The 17065-nt window shown below is 38.6% G+C and carries 21 protein-coding genes and 1 pseudogene; 14 read left to right on the top strand and 8 right to left on the bottom strand.

Translation table 11 applies throughout. From position 1 onward, the window contains the following. The first annotated feature begins 8 nt into the window (after positions 1 to 8). Positions 9 to 632: a lysophospholipid acyltransferase family protein gene (locus ACIQCE_RS00090; RefSeq protein WP_400493092.1), complete on the top strand. Its 624-nt coding sequence runs from the start codon at positions 9 to 11 to the stop codon at positions 630 to 632. 274 nt (positions 633 to 906) lie between these two features. Here the strand turns inward: ACIQCE_RS00090 and trhA are convergent, their stop codons facing one another. Both trhA and ACIQCE_RS00100 read right to left on the bottom strand, forming a co-directional pair. Next, positions 907 to 1545: a PAQR family membrane homeostasis protein TrhA gene (gene trhA / locus ACIQCE_RS00095; RefSeq protein ID WP_400493093.1), complete on the bottom strand. Its 639-nt coding sequence runs from the start codon at positions 1543 to 1545 to the stop codon at positions 907 to 909. 13 nt (positions 1546 to 1558) lie between these two features. After that, on the bottom strand, positions 1559 to 2521 hold the full coding sequence (locus ACIQCE_RS00100) for a sigma 54-interacting transcriptional regulator (protein ID WP_400493094.1): 963 nt from the start codon (positions 2519 to 2521) through the stop codon (positions 1559 to 1561). Between the two features lie 181 nt (positions 2522 to 2702). Here ACIQCE_RS00100 and ilvA point away from each other — a divergent pair, with 181 nt between their 5' ends. The 7 genes from ilvA to ypmT all read left to right on the top strand — a co-directional run bounded on the left by ilvA (position 2703) and on the right by ypmT (position 7533). Beyond that, positions 2703 to 3971, top strand: a complete 1269-nt coding sequence (ilvA, locus tag ACIQCE_RS00105) for a threonine ammonia-lyase IlvA (RefSeq protein ID WP_400493095.1) — start codon at positions 2703 to 2705, stop codon at positions 3969 to 3971. Between the two features lie 37 nt (positions 3972 to 4008). Beyond that, positions 4009 to 4260 (top strand): YpmP family protein, encoded by a 252-nt coding sequence (locus ACIQCE_RS00110; RefSeq protein ID WP_400493096.1) that lies wholly within the window; start codon positions 4009 to 4011, stop codon positions 4258 to 4260. Between the two features lie 187 nt (positions 4261 to 4447). Continuing rightward, positions 4448 to 5290, top strand: coding sequence for a DegV family protein (locus tag ACIQCE_RS00115; RefSeq protein ID WP_400493097.1), 843 nt, complete (start codon positions 4448 to 4450; stop codon positions 5288 to 5290). A 59-nt stretch (positions 5291 to 5349) separates the two neighbouring features. Beyond that, complete coding sequence (locus ACIQCE_RS00120; protein WP_400493809.1) at positions 5350 to 5904, top strand: SCO family protein; 555 nt, start codon at positions 5350 to 5352, stop codon at positions 5902 to 5904. A gap of 69 nt (positions 5905 to 5973) precedes the next feature. Then, a complete protein-coding gene (locus ACIQCE_RS00125) occupies positions 5974 to 6735 on the top strand; it encodes an SGNH/GDSL hydrolase family protein (RefSeq protein ID WP_400493098.1) in 762 nt (253 codons plus the stop codon). A 9-nt stretch (positions 6736 to 6744) separates the two neighbouring features. Beyond that, positions 6745 to 7311 (top strand): YpmS family protein, encoded by a 567-nt coding sequence (locus ACIQCE_RS00130; RefSeq protein ID WP_400493099.1) that lies wholly within the window; start codon positions 6745 to 6747, stop codon positions 7309 to 7311. 24 nt (positions 7312 to 7335) lie between these two features. Continuing rightward, positions 7336 to 7533, top strand: a complete 198-nt coding sequence (gene ypmT / locus ACIQCE_RS00135) for a protein YpmT (RefSeq protein ID WP_400493100.1) — start codon at positions 7336 to 7338, stop codon at positions 7531 to 7533. A gap of 32 nt (positions 7534 to 7565) precedes the next feature. Here ypmT and ACIQCE_RS00140 read toward each other — a convergent pair whose 3' ends face one another. The 3 genes from ACIQCE_RS00140 to ACIQCE_RS00150 all read right to left on the bottom strand — a co-directional run bounded on the left by ACIQCE_RS00140 (position 7566) and on the right by ACIQCE_RS00150 (position 9100). Then, entirely contained in the window at positions 7566 to 8240 is a 675-nt protein-coding gene (locus tag ACIQCE_RS00140; protein WP_400493101.1) for a DUF4397 domain-containing protein, read from the bottom strand. A 113-nt stretch (positions 8241 to 8353) separates the two neighbouring features. Beyond that, positions 8354 to 8614: a DNA alkylation repair protein gene (locus ACIQCE_RS00145; protein WP_400493102.1), complete on the bottom strand. Its 261-nt coding sequence runs from the start codon at positions 8612 to 8614 to the stop codon at positions 8354 to 8356. A gap of 48 nt (positions 8615 to 8662) precedes the next feature. Continuing rightward, positions 8663 to 9100 (bottom strand): MarR family transcriptional regulator, encoded by a 438-nt coding sequence (locus tag ACIQCE_RS00150; protein ID WP_400493103.1) that lies wholly within the window; start codon positions 9098 to 9100, stop codon positions 8663 to 8665. 142 nt (positions 9101 to 9242) lie between these two features. Here ACIQCE_RS00150 and msrA point away from each other — a divergent pair, with 142 nt between their 5' ends. Both msrA and msrB read left to right on the top strand, forming a co-directional pair. Then, positions 9243 to 9776, top strand: a complete 534-nt coding sequence (gene msrA / locus ACIQCE_RS00155) for a peptide-methionine (S)-S-oxide reductase MsrA (protein WP_353855500.1) — start codon at positions 9243 to 9245, stop codon at positions 9774 to 9776. Continuing rightward, complete coding sequence (gene msrB / locus ACIQCE_RS00160) at positions 9776 to 10207, top strand: peptide-methionine (R)-S-oxide reductase MsrB (protein ID WP_400493104.1); 432 nt, start codon at positions 9776 to 9778, stop codon at positions 10205 to 10207. Before msrA ends, msrB begins: the two co-directional genes overlap by 1 nt. Positions 10208 to 10261: 54 nt before the next feature. Here msrB and ACIQCE_RS00165 read toward each other — a convergent pair whose 3' ends face one another. Beyond that, complete coding sequence (locus ACIQCE_RS00165; RefSeq protein WP_400493105.1) at positions 10262 to 11290, bottom strand: SDR family NAD(P)-dependent oxidoreductase; 1029 nt, start codon at positions 11288 to 11290, stop codon at positions 10262 to 10264. Positions 11291 to 11553: 263 nt separating this feature from the next. Here ACIQCE_RS00165 and ACIQCE_RS00170 point away from each other — a divergent pair, with 263 nt between their 5' ends. Continuing rightward, on the top strand, positions 11554 to 12276 hold the full coding sequence (locus ACIQCE_RS00170; protein ID WP_400493106.1) for an acylneuraminate cytidylyltransferase family protein: 723 nt from the start codon (positions 11554 to 11556) through the stop codon (positions 12274 to 12276). Between the two features lie 28 nt (positions 12277 to 12304). Here the strand turns inward: ACIQCE_RS00170 and ACIQCE_RS00175 are convergent, their stop codons facing one another. Both ACIQCE_RS00175 and ACIQCE_RS00180 read right to left on the bottom strand, forming a co-directional pair. Continuing rightward, entirely contained in the window at positions 12305 to 13267 is a 963-nt protein-coding gene (locus ACIQCE_RS00175; protein ID WP_400493107.1) for a CgeB family protein, read from the bottom strand. 15 nt (positions 13268 to 13282) lie between these two features. Then, on the bottom strand, positions 13283 to 13684 hold the full coding sequence (locus tag ACIQCE_RS00180) for a hypothetical protein (protein ID WP_400493108.1): 402 nt from the start codon (positions 13682 to 13684) through the stop codon (positions 13283 to 13285). Positions 13685 to 13886: 202 nt separating this feature from the next. Here ACIQCE_RS00180 and cgeC point away from each other — a divergent pair, with 202 nt between their 5' ends. The 3 genes and pseudogenes from cgeC to ACIQCE_RS00195 all read left to right on the top strand — a co-directional run bounded on the left by cgeC (position 13887) and on the right by ACIQCE_RS00195 (position 17048). Continuing rightward, on the top strand, positions 13887 to 14207 hold the full coding sequence (gene cgeC, locus ACIQCE_RS00185) for a spore maturation protein CgeC (RefSeq protein WP_400493109.1): 321 nt from the start codon (positions 13887 to 13889) through the stop codon (positions 14205 to 14207). 16 nt (positions 14208 to 14223) lie between these two features. Beyond that, complete coding sequence (locus tag ACIQCE_RS00190) at positions 14224 to 15519, top strand: glycosyltransferase family A protein (RefSeq protein WP_400493110.1); 1296 nt, start codon at positions 14224 to 14226, stop codon at positions 15517 to 15519. A gap of 159 nt (positions 15520 to 15678) precedes the next feature. Beyond that, positions 15679 to 17048, top strand: a pseudogene (locus ACIQCE_RS00195) (sigma-54 interaction domain-containing protein). Positions 17049 to 17065 lie beyond the last annotated feature (17 nt).

Raw genomic sequence — 17065 nt, forward strand, 5'->3', positions numbered from 1 at the left:
GAGTACGGTTGTTTCGTTATTGGTTTTTAACGGTTTATATTGTTGTATCCTTTTTGAAAAGTATGAAGTATTTGTACGATCATGAATTAACAGATCCCCGTATCTCCTATATGAAACGAATGCAGCTCATTCATGAGCATGCCAAAAAATTCACACGGGGATGTATCGATCAATCAGGATCAGTCATTTCCATTCACCAGCAAAAGAAGTTGCCAGACGGACCAGTCATTTATGTGCATCGTGAGCTTAATTTGGTGACGACAACACTGTTAATTGGACATCTTGAGAAGCCGGTCGCTTTTTTCGCTAAGCCGCATCTTTTTCGTTATCCTATTTTAAAACAATGGCTACAGAAGATGGCGGTTATCAATCAGCATCAGACGGATGAGCAAATATTAGAAGAGGCAAAAGAACGACTCATGGCCGGTCAAAGCCTATTGCTTTCAGAGACATATTCAGCCTTTGCAGCTACGCTTGCCGAGGAACTAGCGTGTCCGCTTGTCCCCATTGAAACAAGTGGCACAGAACGTCTGTTAACGGGTAAGATTATAAAAAGACTGCGTCCAGTCAATGTTGATCTTCTTATCAAAGCGCCTGTTATGGTCAGTGATTACATCCAAAAGCGAGCATAAAAAACGTGTTTGACCCCACAAAAAAACACCTTTAAGTTGAGAATCGGGTATAGCATACCTGAAAACAATTTAGAGGTGTTTTTTTATGAAGATAAGCTACCAATCAATGTAAAAAAGAGGCCGTTCGAATGAAATAAGCTGTCATTCCGACTATAGTAATCAAAATTGACATGAAACAAACCAGTCATCGAAAGAGTTCCGACAACTGGCTGTTTCATAAGGTGTTTTACCCCCTGTATCAAAAATGGGGGAAGTTCCCAATAGATGCTAATTTTTAAGTAGCGGGGATGTTGATACAATAGAATAATACACAGAAAAACATGGCGACACTTCCGCAAAGAACAAAGCCATGCCAAATTGCATGATGATACGGAATTTTACGCCAAACGTAAAAGATGGTGCCAACAGAATATAAAATACCGCCTAACAGTAACAGACCAAACCCAGCTCCCGTTAATTGAATATAGAGAGGTTTGATAGCAATGATAATCATCCAGCCCATTAATAAATAAACGATGGTCGACACAATGATAAAACGTTTGACAAAAAAGATCTTAAAGACAATCCCACCTGCAGCAAGAGCCCACACAATCACAAGAAGTGTATAGCCAAGCGCACCTTTTAACGGACCGAGTAAAAAGGGTGTATATGTACCGGCAATCAATACATAAATGGCAGAGTGATCTAGTATTTCAAAAACATCTTTTGTTTTTTTGTGCTGAATGCTATGAAGAAGGGTGGAGCTCAAATAAAGGAGAAGCATAGATCCCCCAAAAATTGAAAAGCTAATAACATCCGTGACTGTTCCGTATTGAACAGCGAATAAAACGAGAAAGAATATGGCCGGGATAGATAAAATAACCCCGATGCCATGTGTAATGGCGTTTGCAATTTCTTCTTTTACAGTAAACAATGAATTTCCTCCTTTAATAAACCGGTATACAACTATCGAGCGACTTGAGGAATGAGAGACCTTCAAGTGTGATTTTTGTTCCAGCCCTGCCTTTCCCTTTTGTCACATAAGTTTTTCTTTCAAGATCATCCAATCGGCTTCTGACCTGCTGAGGAGTCAGCGGGATATCACCTTGCTTGCTTAATTCAGATAAAATTCGCCTACTTGCTGCTTCCCCTTTTTCATTCAGCGCTCTAGTGGTTTCAAGTAAAAAAACAAACTCTTGTTTTTCCATAAGTGTTAGCTGATGTTCTTCTGTTTTCTTATTTACAGTGGTGTGATGAGGCAATAATACAAAAGGAGGCAAGTGATGTAAGAAAACAGTATCTCCTTCGAGAATCGCTCCAGTATAATGAATGATATTTTTAAGTTCTTGTACATTGCCTTCGAATGGATATTGCTCAAAAGCATCCCAAACACTTGGATCAATGTCAGGATGTAATTCAAGCTCTTGGAAGAAAGCAGTTGTTAAAACGGGAATATCGGTTTTTCTATCTGCTAAAGATGGAATGGATAGGTGAAGGACATTGAGTCGATAAAACAGTTTGGGTAAAAAAGTAGATGAGGCTCTAAGTGCCTCTAAGGGTAAAGACGATGAAGCAATGATTTTTGTTTCATTTGAAGTCTCTAGAAAACGAATGACATGATGTTGCATCGGGATACTTAATGCGCTGATTTCATCTAAATAGAGGACTTGGATCGCTTTTTCATGTAATGTTTTCTGTAAAATTTCTTCATTGATGTTTGGGCAATAAATGTGTTCAAGTATAATTTGAGAGGCTTTCGCCATTTCTTGAGCAAACAGTGTTTTTCCTGTTCCGATTTCTCCTGTAATCAAAACGGGCAATCGGCTATTGGTAAATTGTTTTGCCAAATGGATTGCATGCTTTATATCTTGATGTTCTCCATATATGTGGGTAAACGGGCGATTTGCCATGTGGTGTTTCCTTTCTTTTTGGTTCTTATTGGTATAATTATAACACCCAAATGGAACGATTGCATAAAAAAACGATAAAGTTCATGAAATAGATGATAGAACCGTGATCTATCGGTTTATTTTTTGAATATTCATGTTATAATGACAAATTAAATAAGGTTAAAGAGAAAGGATCTTGTACATGAAACCGTTGCTCAAAGAAAACACACTAATCCAAGTGAAAGACATTTTAAAAGCCCATCAAAATTTGAAGGATGTCGTCATTCATACACCGCTTCAAAAAAATGAGCGACTTTCTGAACGATATGAATGTAATGTCTACTTAAAAAGAGAGGATCTTCAAGTAGTTCGTTCCTTTAAATTAAGAGGCGCTTTTAATAAAATGAGCCAGCTCCCAAAAGAAAAACTCGAAAACGGCATTGTTTGTGCGAGTGCGGGAAACCACGCACAAGGAGTTGCGTATTCTTGTAAGTATTTAGGCATTCATGGGAAAATCTTCATGCCAGCCACCACACCAAGACAAAAAGTATCTCAAGTAGAGCTTTTCGGAAAAGAATATGTTGAGATTATTTTAACCGGAGATACCTTTGATGATTCGTATCATAAAGCAGTGAAATGCGGGGATGAAGAGGAGCGTGAATTTATTCATCCTTTTGATGATCTAGACGTCATGGCAGGACAAGGAACGACGGCTGTAGAAATATTAAATGATATTGAAGTAGAGCCTCACTTTTTATTTGCAAGTGTCGGGGGCGGAGGTCTTTTATCAGGTGTCGGTACATATATCAAAAATATTGCACCAGAAACCGAGATCATCGCTGTCGAACCTCTTGGTGCTGCTTCACTCAATGCTTCCCATGAAAAGGGTAAGGTTGTGACACTTGATTCAATTGATAAGTTTGTTGATGGAGCAGCGGTTCAGCGGATTGGCGAGAAGACGTTTACGACACTTGAGTCCGTTGTAGATAAAATTAGTCTTGTACCAGAAGGGAAAGTTTGTACAACCATTTTAGAGCTGTATAATCAATGTGCAATTGTAGCTGAGCCAGCAGGAGCCCTGCCGATAGCGGCTTTAGATGCGCATCGTGAGGACATTAAAGGCAAAAATGTTATCTGTATTGTCAGTGGGGGAAATAATGACATTGGCAGAATGCAAGAAATAAAAGAACGTTCAATGATTTATGAAGGTCTTCAACATTATTTCATTGTCAATTTCCCGCAAAGAGCAGGAGCTCTCAGGGAATTTTTAGATGAAGTGTTAGGGCCAAATGACGATATTTCACGCTTTGAATATACAAAAAAGAATAATCGAAGCAAAGGTCCTGCGCTTGTTGGCATCGAATTAAAAGAAAGAGATGACTATGCGGCGCTGATTGAAAGAATGAACAAAAAGGGTTTCCACTATGTTGAAGTAAATAAAGATCAAGATTTATTCCACCTATTGATTTAGGCTTAAAAGATATATTGGAAAAGAGGATTGATCGTTTGTGCTGCTTAAAACAATATGTTTTAGACGGATGGATGGTGCTCAAATCAAGGTAATAGAAGTACCTGTTCTTAGGGGAGATGAGACATATTGTTTCATGCTCACCTTTCGGCTTGAATCTTTCTTGAAAAAAATCTATATATCTAAAGGAAAGACGAATGTGTACTCTTTCAGAGAGGATTTGAAACGTAACGTCAAGTGGAGCACTTATGAACAGATTTACCAGCAGCCTACATTAAAACACAATGCGTAAGATGGAATCTTTGTCAAAAAGAGTTAACAGTCTTTGTAAAAGGACTGCTATACATTTTGGCAAGGATTTTTTATATGAAGAGCGGAAAATGTGACAATTTCAAAAACGTTCTGAGAGTTGTTTTCAAGAATACATGAAATAAGGTATTATCAAAGGTAAAGACTAAGACAACAAGGATGAGACGATAGTGAAACAAATAAAAATTGTAACAGACTCAACTGCGGACCTTCAGAAAGAGAAAATAAATGAGCTTTCTATTCACGTGATTCCGCTTAATATATCAATTTCAGGAGTAGATTATATCGACAGAGTGAATTTACAGCCTGATGAATTTTTGAAAAAAATGGAGGCGGCTGACGAATTACCTAAAACATCTCAACCTGCAATCGGTCAATTTGTCGAATTATATGAACAACTGACGGCAGATGGCAGCGAAGTGATTAGTATTCATTTGACTGGTGGGATGAGTGGAACCGTTCAAACTGCTGAAAGCGCTTCTAGAATGGTGGATGGAAACATCACTGTCATTGATTCTGCTTTTATTTCACAGGGACTAGGGTTTCAAGTGACCAAGGCAGCGGAACTTGCAAAAAGAGGGGCAAGCCGAGAGGACATCCTAAGAGAAGTAGAAAGAATTCGTCATGAAACAAAGCTTTATGTCACAATTGATACATTAGAAAATCTAGTAAAGGGAGGAAGAATTGGGAGGGGGAAGGCGCTTATTGGTTCACTTCTTCATATTAAACCAATCGCAAGCCTGACAGATGGGGTGTACACTCCTGAAGCGAATGTCAGAAGTTATTCAGCGCTCGTCCGCTATTTAACCAAACAGTATATCCAAGCAGTGAAAGGAAAGACTGTTCAGGCAGTTGGAATCGCTCATGCTGATGCATTAGAACTAGCTGAAAAGCTCAAAACAGCAATTCTTGATCATACACCTGATGTACTCATTGATATTGCCTACACAACACCAATTATTTCCTGCCATACAGGGAAGGGAGCAATAGGCTTTACTTTTTATACCGATTGATTGAAAAAGGGGATGTGCATGTCATGTATTGGAAAAGGAGGGCTTTCCTTAGTACGCTGATGATGATAAGCGTGCTTCTTTTAGTCTCATGTTCGAATGGACAAATCAAAGATGCGTTAAATTACCAAATAGAGCCGTTTGAGTACCAAAACCAGGATGGTCAAAAGGTTTCACTCGCTGATTTAAAGGGAAAAGTATGGGTTGCAGATTTTATTTTCACAAGCTGTAAAACCATCTGCCCGCCGATGACCGCTCATATGACAGAACTGCAAAAGCGATTGAAAGCAGAAAGTTTGGATGCACATATCATATCTTTCAGTGTAGATCCTGAGGTTGACTCACCGAAGAAGTTAAAGACATTTGCTAAAGCATATCCATTAACCTTTGAAAATTGGGATTTCCTTACCGGATATTCTCAGTCAGCTATCGAAAAATTCGCCATGAAAAGTTTTAAAACCATCGTGAAGAAACCAGAAGATGAAGACCAAGTCATTCATCAATCTTTGTTTTTCCTCGTGAATCAAGAAGGCAAGGTCATGAAAAATTATGATGGTGTGCAAAATCCCCCTTATGATGAGATCATCAAGGACATAAAAACATTAAGCCGCAGCTAGCATATTGATGTTCAAATGAGCGAAAACATGATACACTTTTTTAATCAGAAAAAGGAGGGACATCATCGTTTGAAGGCTCGTTTGATTTTCATTGTGATGTCTCTAGCTTTTGTTCTTTCTGCATGCTCTGCCAAAGAGGCTGGCATAAAGGATAAACTAGAAGACACACCAAAAGTAAAAGAACATATTACTATTGCAGCGGTCGGAGATTCCTTAACAGAAGGGATTGGAGATCAGAATAAAAAAGGATATGCAGGCATCACGGCAGATAAGATGGAAGCTGTGGATGGCGTGCAGTCTGTTACATTAAAAAACTATGCCATTAAAGGTAGTAGAACCGTAGATTTATTAAAAAGATTAAAAGAAAAAAAGGTTCAAGATGGGCTGAAAGACGCCGATTATATTTTCTTCACAATAGGTGGCAATGACTTAATGCACGTTGTTCGTCAAAATGTGCTTAATTTGACTTTTGCTCCTTTTCAAAAAGAGCAAGGTCCTTTTGAAGAACGGTTTAAAACGATTCTTGCTCAATTGAGAGAGTATAATGATCATGCCAAGATCATGTACGTAAGCATGTATAATCCTTTTAAGTTCAGTCTGTCTGAGCTAAGAGATATTGATGAAGTCGTTAAAGATTGGAATGCAGTTGCAAAGAAAGAATTAAAAAAAGACGGCAATGCAGATATGATCAATGTAGCTGATCTATTTGAAGAGAAATCTGGTGATAAATTACTGGCAGATGATGATTTCCACCCAAACCAAAAGGGATATTCTCTTATGGCAAATCGTTTATTCTCAGAAGTGAAAAAAGAAGGACTGCCGAAGGAATAGGGTGAAAATATGAAAAAATGGAAAAGCTTATTTTTTATTTTACTAACAATCAATTTAATCATTGTTCTCGCCTGTGGTATTCTAGTGTTGCTGCCGGGTGATCAATCAGCTTCAAAGCAAGCAGCAAAAAGTGAGTATTCTTTTAACATTTCCAGCTCAAAGGAGTCACTGACCAGCTTTGTCAATGATTACTTGAAAAATCAAGGATCAAGTGATACCCCTGACTTTCATGTGGAGATTGATCAAGATGTGAAAGTGACAGGAGCGATTAAAGCCTTCTCTTCAACTATTAATGCTAACGTGTCATTTACACCAACTGTTGAAGATAATGGAGACGTCTTACTGAAAGTGGATGACTTTTCAATTGGTCATTTGAGCATTCCGATCAGTTTTGTTTTAAGTTATATGGGTCAGTTTTATGAACTGCCTGAATTTGTTCATGTGAAACCAGATCAAAAAACCATTGAGGTTCGCCTTTCAGAGATGCCTCTTACAAATGATATGTATGTCAAAGCGAACAAAATTGATCTTGAGAATGATAAAATTGAATTCTCATATTATCATCCACAACAATAGAACGTGCTAGATAGGGGTGAAATCATGAAGCGAGTCTATCAATATTTTAGTTTGCTGTCGCTTTTATTTGCTGCATACTTTGGCATCACTGCTGCCATTGAATTAAAAGCGGGAAATATCGATCAGTTCTACTTAAATATTGCCTATTGTGCACTATTTTTAGGTTTCATGATCCTTGCTTTTGATTTTCAGAAACATGAAAAAGCAGAAGACGCATCATAAAAAGAGCTTTTTCCAATAGGAAAAGGCTCTTTTTACGTTTGACCAGCTAAGACAACCTTCGCCATTAGCTCTGGGTCTCCATTAGCAAAGCCGTGAAGAAAAATGAGGTATGCCCGGTTTTTTTGAAGATGGACTTTAGGGATATCAAGCAACACACTGTTTGTACCGGATGCTTTTAGTTCAAAATGATATTTATTCGGTGAGAAATGATGAACTTGACTGCTGATCACATAACCAAGATCCTTTGATAATAAGCCTTGATCTCGCTCATATATATCAATGTAAGGGAGGTCTGGAGAAAGCTGGACAAATGTTAGTGCTGCCAGTTCATTCTGTTTGATGAGACTGCTTTTGGACTCTGTCAGTAGTGCAAGACCTGTATGAACCCCTGTTATACATAATGTGTAAACCTCGCTTCCCATTAAAGCCATGCGAGAAAAAAGAATTCTTTTTTTGGTGACAAGATGGAAAACTTCTATTTCATATAGTCCTTCTTCCCACTCCATATAAGTTGTCAGCTTCCCATAAAGGATTTTTTTAGCTACAGGCTGAGCGTTAACATATACAGCGAGCTCACTTAGATCAGGTGCAGCGTGAAAAATTCGGATGATGGCTTTCTGAGAAGTCTCATGCAGCTTGGTCTTCTCACCAGGAATCGAGGAAGATTGATTGTACTGAAAATCGTTCGTATAAAAGAGCTGCTGCATATCAAATCCCCTTCTTTCTCAAACGTGTTTTTGTAGCATATGCATCAAAAGGACGATCTGTATAGGCAATAAAAACAAACAAAAAGCCTGACGTTTTCCGTCAGACCAGCATGTTAAGAAGGAGAGGAATATTGATGATATTCAGCAAGCTTAATGAACGTTTTTTCATCCTCGATTAAACCGCACACACCACATTGTACTTTCATGTGAGGACCTTGATAGCTCATATGAAAAGGGGAGAGCTGATCATTTTCATACGTTTCTACTACTGCTCCAGTTGCAGGATCAAGCTTCACAGGTTCCGAAAGCTGTTGAATGAGATTAAAGCGCGTTCTGTTTGTTTTACAGTTTGGACAAAGGTATGGGCTTGTCATGTCTTAAACACCTCTTTTTTTCCCCTAGCTTGTCCTAAGCACTAGAATTTATGCTTTATCCTTTTGACTTTTATCAAGCTTTTTGAATAATTTGATCATTGTTTTGAGTTCTTCATCATCAAATGATTCAAAGCGCTCCATAAAGTATTCAGTTTTCTTTTTCTCAAAATGCTCAGTAATTTCCTTTCCCTTATCAGTTAAATGGATTTTGATGATGCGGCGATCCTCTTTAGAACGAATTCGCGTGATCCAGCCTTTTTCAACAAGTGTGTCGGTCACTGCTGTAATATGGCTTGCTGACACCCCAAGAATCGAAGCGAATTCCGTCACTTTTTTCGCACCTTGTTCACGAAGAAGATTTAATATGAGAAATTCATTCCGAGATAATTCGTTTTCGAGCAGGCTGTTAATTTCATAACGAATCTGCTTAAATACGGTTCTCAGTAAATTATCCATTTCATACATCATTTGTTTTCTTTGTTCCAACTCATTAAACCCCCATTATATAGTAAGATACGAACTTTAACTGTGTTCTTCTGATTTTAGTCAAACAAGTCGTATCATTTTCATTATTTTTTATCATGTTATAATATGATGATACCATTTTTTAAATGAAGGGGGCACTAATATGTCTGAAAAACAAGAATTAGCCACATTTGCCGGAGGCTGTTTCTGGTGTATGGTGAAGCCTTTTGATGAGCAGCCAGGCATTATCAAAGTGGAATCAGGGTATACTGGCGGACATACAGTGAATCCGACCTACGAGGAAGTATGTACAAATACAACTGGTCATAGAGAAGCGGTTCAAATTACATTTGACCCTGGAGTTTTTCCATATGAGAAGCTATTAGAACTGTATTGGCAGCAAATTGATCCAACGGATGATGGAGGTCAATTCGGTGATAGAGGGGAATCTTACCGTACAGCGATTTATGTTCATAATGAGAAACAACGAGAGCTTGCAGAGAAGTCTAAAGAAAAGCTGAGTCAAAGCGGAATTTTTCAAAAACCAATCGTGACAGAAATTTTAGACGCTGGACCTTTTTATCCTGCTGAGGAATATCATCAGCATTATTATAAAAAGAACAAACTTCACTACGAACGATATCATGTCGGTTCAGGAAGAGCAGGTTTTATTCAATCACATTGGAGTGATAAATAATGGAAAATGAAAAAAAGCAGCGTATCCAAGAATTAAATCGTATGCAATACGAGGTGACACAAAATAATGGCACAGAACCGCCGTTTCAAAATGAATATTGGGATCACAAAGAAGAAGGCATTTATGTAGATATCATTTCAGGAAAGCCGTTATTTTCTTCTTTAGATAAGTTTGATGCACATTGTGGTTGGCCAAGTTTTACTAAGCCGATTGAAGAGCAAGAAATAGAAGAGAAAGTAGATACGAGTCATGGCATGGTTCGGACGGAGGTTCGTAGTAAAACGGCTGATTCTCATCTTGGTCATGTATTCCCTGATGGCCCAGGACCAAACGGTCTTCGGTACTGTATTAATTCTGCCGCTCTTAGATTTATACGAAAGGAAGATCTTGAAAAAGAGGGCTATGGCCATTTGAAACATATGTTTGAATGATCTATAAACAAAGAATCGTCACATGGAAAGCAGATGCTTTCGTGTGACGATTTTTTATTTTTTATGATGGGTGTGATGTAATTGCTCAATAATATGAAATAGCTTTGCTTTTGTGATGAGTGGCGCTTCTTTTGACGTGTAATTGGTCAGTTCCACTTTTTGGAAAGTTGGATGCAAGTCTGGTTTTGGTAATATGGCATAAAACTGTTCATATTCGTATAGTGTCTCTGCCTCGTGTGGAAATGTTAGCTCCTCGTGAAGTTTTTCTCCTGGCCTTTTCCCGACGACAAGAATGTCTGGGACTGCGACCTTGATTTGTTCAGCATACTTGTGAAAAGCTTTCAATAAATCTGCAAGCTGTAATGACTCCATTTTGAGAATAAATGTTTCTCCGCCTTTCATCATCATCGCTGCTTCGATCGTGAGAGAGACAGCTTCTTCAATCGACATGAAAAAACGTGTCATGACTGGATCTGTCACGGTTAGAGGTTTTCCTTTTAACAGTTGCTCGAGCATGATGGGAATGACAGAACCTCTTGATCCAAGTACGTTGCCAAAGCGCACGGAGCAAAACTTTGTTTTTTGATTTGGAATACTTTCGTTTGCTTGGAAAAAAAGTTTCTCTGAAATCAATTTTGTTGCACCCATTGCATTAGTTGGAGCCACTGCTTTGTCTGTTGAAATGTTGACAACATGACTTACTTCATGTTCAATCGCTGCTTCTATGACATGCTGCCCACCGATAATATTGGTTTGGACCGCTTCAAACGGGTTATCTTCACATGTTGGGACTTGTTTTAAGGCGGCTGCATGAAAGATGATGTCAACACCTTTCACTAGCTGTCTGACGCGGCTGGCATCTCGAATATCCCCAAGAGCAAATACGACCTCTGGATGCTCTGCATATTCATTTTTCATCATGTACTGTTTGCTGTCATCTTTGCTGAATACAATCATTTTTTTTGGAGAACATGTCGTTAGTTTTTTGACGATTTGCCGGCCGATTGATCCCGTGCCTCCTGTGACTAAAATGGTTTTGTCACGAAAAAAGGTCTTCATACTCGTTTTTATCTGTTTGGACATATCTAATCCCCCAACTCTCATTTCTCTACTTTGCATCATATGTGAAACAATGTCTGACGTTTGAGGAAAAGAACCACTTTATACATAAATTAGGTAAACAGATTATAACTTTCCGTTTGTATTCTTAATAGAATATGGAGAGACAGAAGAAAAAGTAGAAAGAACGGGAGTCAGCAAAGCTTTATCAGCTCGGTGACAATTGAAAAAGTTGAGGGAGTTTTTTTGTGAAACATTGAGTTATGAGCGAGGGGAGAAGAGAATACATGTATAGGGGAAAGCGTATTTTAGCCTTGATACCAGCTTTTAGAGAGAAGCAAGATCAACATTATGAACATATCCGTTTATTGGTGCGTCGGCCGCTCATCTATTGGACGATTCAGCCATTACTCCAAATGGTCGAGTTAGATGAGATCATCGTTTCCTCAGAGGATATGAATATTCAAATCATTTCGTCCTACTATGGAGCAAACGTTATAGAACTGCCAGATTCGCATTTGACTGAACAAACACCTTCGTTACTGGCAGTCAAGCATGCACTTGCTTACTTAGAAAGAGAGGGGAAGACATTTGACATTGTATTGTATCTACACCCAAAGACTCCTCTCAGGCAGCCATCAGATATTGAGAGATGCTTGAAGCTTCTTGTAGAGGGAGGGTATGATTGTACGGCATCTTTTACAGAGGCGCTAGAAAATCCGAATGAAACATGGATACTGCATGACAACAATGAAGCGACTTTGTATAAGGACAATCATTACTTTTTCCTTCCAAATCATGAGCATCCTTACACGTATGGTCGCTTAAATGGTGCTGTGTATGCTTTTCATGCTCATTATGCAAAGGAATGTGTTCACTCCTTGTTAGAAGGATTTGTTGGAGCATATATGATGGATCAAACAAATTCGTTAGTCGTAAATAATGAGACAGACTTGAATCAAGCGGAAAAAGTGTTATTGGCAAGACGCAATTTAGAAGATATGGTTTAAAATCCAAATGTACAAGAAAAGCGCCTGATCATAGGGCGCTTTTTACCATTTCATATAATCTGTAAGGTAGTGTATCAAATGTATTCCAACTGACCACTTGCTCATAATTTTTCGAGGATATAGACCTTCTTATCTCATCATTTGATACATAATATTCGACTTGTTCGATCAAGTCATCTTCTTGTTTGTAAAATACGAAGCTTGAAAAAGCATCTGGGGGCTCTAAATCTGTCAACTGAAAACTTCCACTAGCAGCAATATCAAAAGCTCTGTTGTTCAGACTCTTGTTTTGAATCATTGCTTTGTTTCGGTTATAGGCAAATTGAGCGGGTCTGTGCGGATTAAGAACAATGGCTGACCTATGATAAAGTTCGGCCATTTGATGAGGACTCAACCAATTGGTCTCAAGTGTCAGGTCACGATATATTCTCCGTGATTTATTTAAATGGATGTGCCATTTATTTCCTGCAACTAGAATACGCCATTTGCGTTGACTTAACAACGCATCTACTGCCTTTATGCGATTTGGATAAGGATAACCAACGAGTGCAATGTCATAGGTAAACGTCTCAGCTTGCGCCACTTTCTTCTGAAATACTCGTGTATTTGTCGGAATGGGAAAGTAATGCGTAGATTTAGCACCTATTTGTTTGTAAAAAGGTAATGCGCCTTCGTCAATCGTTAAAATCATTTGTGCATCATGTGCACATATGGCTGACACATCTGTATAAAAAGGGTCTTCTGTCATCCACAGTACGACAGGTATCTTTTCTTGTTTGAATTGATGGAGCGCTTCTTTTGGAACATAATCACCGATCATCATGAAAACAAAATCCGGAGAAAATGTCCGGACTTTGTGAATTTGCGCCAGTAGAGATTCTCTTTCAATCTGTAAAAATGAAAAAGGTGAATCAATGAAGCTTTCTTCTATCCAACGATCAAATGTTTGATAAATCCCGCCATAGCCAGAACTGATATATAGAAGCTTCATAATAGCCCTCTCACGTTAAGATGTGAATGTTACACTTTCAACTTTATCAACATCTATAAGAGTTGTTGCAGAGCCTGTAGGCGTAACAGAACTTTCCTGTGTGACAAAAACGATCCCAACTGAAGCATTGAATGATACAAATTGAACTGGTCCAATTAAGTCTCCAGAGTCTGTCACAATACTAATGACTGTGCCTGGTGCAAGTCTTGCGAAAATCCATCTTGCTGGTCGAGAGACATCGCGTGTTGAAGCATCATTTGAAAATAATGCTTCAGATGCTACTTCGCTTAATAAATCGTTTAATTTATTTTCCACAATTACTCCTCCTTCTTCGAGATTGACTGTTAAAGCATGACCAAGTGGTTTGAAGATTATTTTTAATAGTTCTTTTTTTAACTCGGCACGATTCATGCTCATTCCTCCCCCTCCTTCTTTCATCAATTCAAACACACCACTATGTATATGCTGTTCACTTTTTTTTGGTATAAGCAGAATGCTTATTCCTTGTTTTTTATTTAATCATTTCACACATTTTCAAAAATGTTTTCAAATGCTGAGACTAAATGATGTAATCCTCATACTCTAGTAAAGATTAAATGAGAAGAGAGAGGGATTTTGAATGGAATTTGAACAATTATTAAATAACTGGAACGAAGAATTACTAGAAGCTGAAGGAGTGTTTGAAGTTTTATTCATTTTGCTTCTTCTATGTCTTTTAGAAGAAAATGGAGAAGAAAGCACATCGGAGATCAAAGAATTGCTGCGTCCTTGGTTGGAGCTTGGTATTCCGCTGCCGCGTGTACATTTAGTAAATGGAGATGTGCTTCAAAATGTGATAGTTGTGCAATTGTTTGATACAGTGGCTGTTTTTAAGAATGCAACAAATCAGCAAAGAGTGAGCGTTCCTTTTGCGAACATTGTCAGCTGGGGTGCTTTTTAATCTAATTTAAAGGGAAATGATTATGAAGGTATCGGTGATTTTAACAAGCTACAATAAACCTGATTTCATTGATCGTGTGCTGAAAAGTATGATGGAACAAACGTATCAACAGTGGGAGCTTTTGATTATGGATGATGGTTCCGAGCCAGAAACAATGAAAAAGATCGAACCATTTTTAGCCGATGAACGCATTCAACTGTATCTTCACAGCGTTCCACCTGCAAAGCGACTTGTCACCGTACGTTATGCGACGCTTATTAATGAAGCTTTAACACGTATAACAGGTGAGCTTATTTGTTATTTAACCGATGACACACTATATCACAAAGATCGTTTGCAGAAAATGGTGGATGTTTTTCGTTCAAAGCCTCATATAGATATCGTCTATTCCTCACAGCGTGTGGTCCATGTTGATAAGCATCTAGTGGAAACTATGACTTTTGTCCGTGAAGCGGAACAAATTCTAGAGCATGCGTCATTTCAAGTTGATCACTGTTCGGTCATGCACAGAAGGCGTTTGCTTCCTTTCGTATATGAGAAATTCGGGCAATATTGGGATGATGAGCCGAAGCATTGGCATCATGCAGATGCTGTTTTTTGGATGCGGTTAAATCAGTTTGTTGCATTTTATCCATTAAAAGATGTTCTCGATACAACGTACAAAACACCTCGCTCCTTTCATCACATGTTTTCAAGTATGCCGTATGATGTAATTGATGGGACCGTGATTGAAAAAGATGGTGCTTATTTTCAACTGGCTCGTGGGAAGCTTCATTCGATTGATCGGCGATGGATCAATGAAAAGCATGGGCGTGCGATTCGTGTTCCTTTGTTATGTGTGATGAAATATGAGGTAAAAGGCGCGCTACCAGTGCCAAATTATACAGTAGTCACTGCAGATAATGGAAGAACATTTTATTATATTGAAGATCAGAAAAAAAGACGATTTTATTCAAAACGAGATGTTCAATATTTTCAATTTCATCAAAAGGAAATTTATCGCATATCCGATGATCTATTGCAGGCGTTTGATGATGGCAAAATCATTCAAGCATCCCCAGAATTCAGCCCACCAAATCGCCGTCTTTTTAAGTGGAAACAGGATATCTATTTATTTGTGCATCATACCTTTTGCCGTATTGTCCTAGAGGTAGTCAAATTATTTGCATTTTATCATCAGCCGATTAAGCTATACCCTGCTCAATTTGCTTTATTCCAAGAAGGGAAACCAATTGTCCCGTTATATATGGAATCGCTTCACGAATTTAATATGTCTCTTTATCAATTGTCAGGGCGGAAGCACTCCTTATAAGAGGGGGGTGCTTTTTTAGATCAAGATTTGAAAAAAAGCAGGAGATTCAAAGGAAGAAGCGAAACGTGAAAAGCATAGATGAACCGCATAAGCATGATCAAGCAGCAAAAAATTGGGCAATAGATGCTGATTTTTGGGCAATGAAAGTGAGGGGGAGAGATGGGGAGAGATGTCAAAAGAGCGGATTGGTTTGAATTGATTTTAGAAGCCATCGATGAAGCGATTCACGTCGTTGATGATCACGGAGTGACGATTTTCTACAACCATAATGCAGCTAAGTTTGACTGTTTAGACAAGGAAGAGGTAATCGGCAAATACATTCTTGATGTGTATCCATCATTAACTGAAAAAACAAGTACGTTTATGCATGTGCTAAGGACTGGGAAGCCGGTTTATCATTCTTTACAAACGTATTTGAATAAAAATGGTGAAAAAATTGAAACCGTCAACACGACATTGCCAATCATAGAAGACACAAAGTTAATAGGAGCAGTAGAAGTGGCAAAAGATGTATCCAAGCTGTCGGCACTCTCCAGTCGTTTCGACCAAAAGAAACGAAGGATGACTGAGATAGATCGAATGCACGATTTTTCTTCTTTTTTAACAAATGACCCAGCATTAAAGCAAATGCTCAAAGAAGCAAAAAAAGCAGCTATCTATTCATCGTCTGTTGTCGTGTACGGGGAAACAGGTACAGGAAAAGAAGTGCTGGTTCAGGCGATAGTCAATGAATCTGACCGTAAAGATCAAGTGTTTATCCCGCAAAACTGTGCAGCATTTCCGGAATCGTTACTTGAGAGCCTGTTGTTCGGGTCTGTCAAAGGAAGCTATACAGGGGCAGTTGATCGCAAAGGTCTCTTTGAATTAGCTGATGGTGGCACCCTTTTTCTTGACGAACTGCAAGCGATGCCGCTAACACTTCAGGCGAAATTATTGCGTGTTTTAGAGGATGGAGTTGTTCGCCGTATTGGTGATGCGGAAGCAGTAAAGGTAGATGTCAGAGTCATTACTGCTTTGAATGTAAATCCGTTTGAAGCTATGAAAAAGCAACTCCTAAGAGAAGATTTATTCTATAGACTGCATGTTTCATCTTTTCATATCCCGCCACTTAGAGAGAGAAAACAAGATATAGAGTTACTATCCCGCCATTTTATTGAAACTTATCACCATCAGTTTTCCAAACAGGTCACCTGCCTTTCTGACGAAACAAAACAACTGTTTATGGCCCATCATTGGCCTGGGAATGTGAGAGAATTAAAGCATACGATTGAGCATGCCGTTCTCATGATGCCAAACGAAGCAAAAGAGATGACCCCTGTGTATCTTCCTTCTCACTTACGCCAGCAGAAAATGGAACAATGTCAACAGCTTTCTTCGTTAAAAAGCCAAGTCGCATGGTATGAACAGACATTGATTCAGGAGGCTTTAGCAAAGCATGGCGGCAATATTAAGCAAACCGCCACTGCCTTAAACATTCCTCGACAAACCTTGCAGTATAAACTTAAAAATATGCAGATGCCGAAAAATAGGCATCTTACAGAGTGAG

The sequence above is a fragment of the Bacillus sp. NPDC093026 genome (assembly GCF_044754665.1).
Classification (GTDB): Bacteria; Bacillota; Bacilli; order Bacillales; family Bacillaceae; genus Bacillus; species Bacillus maqinnsis.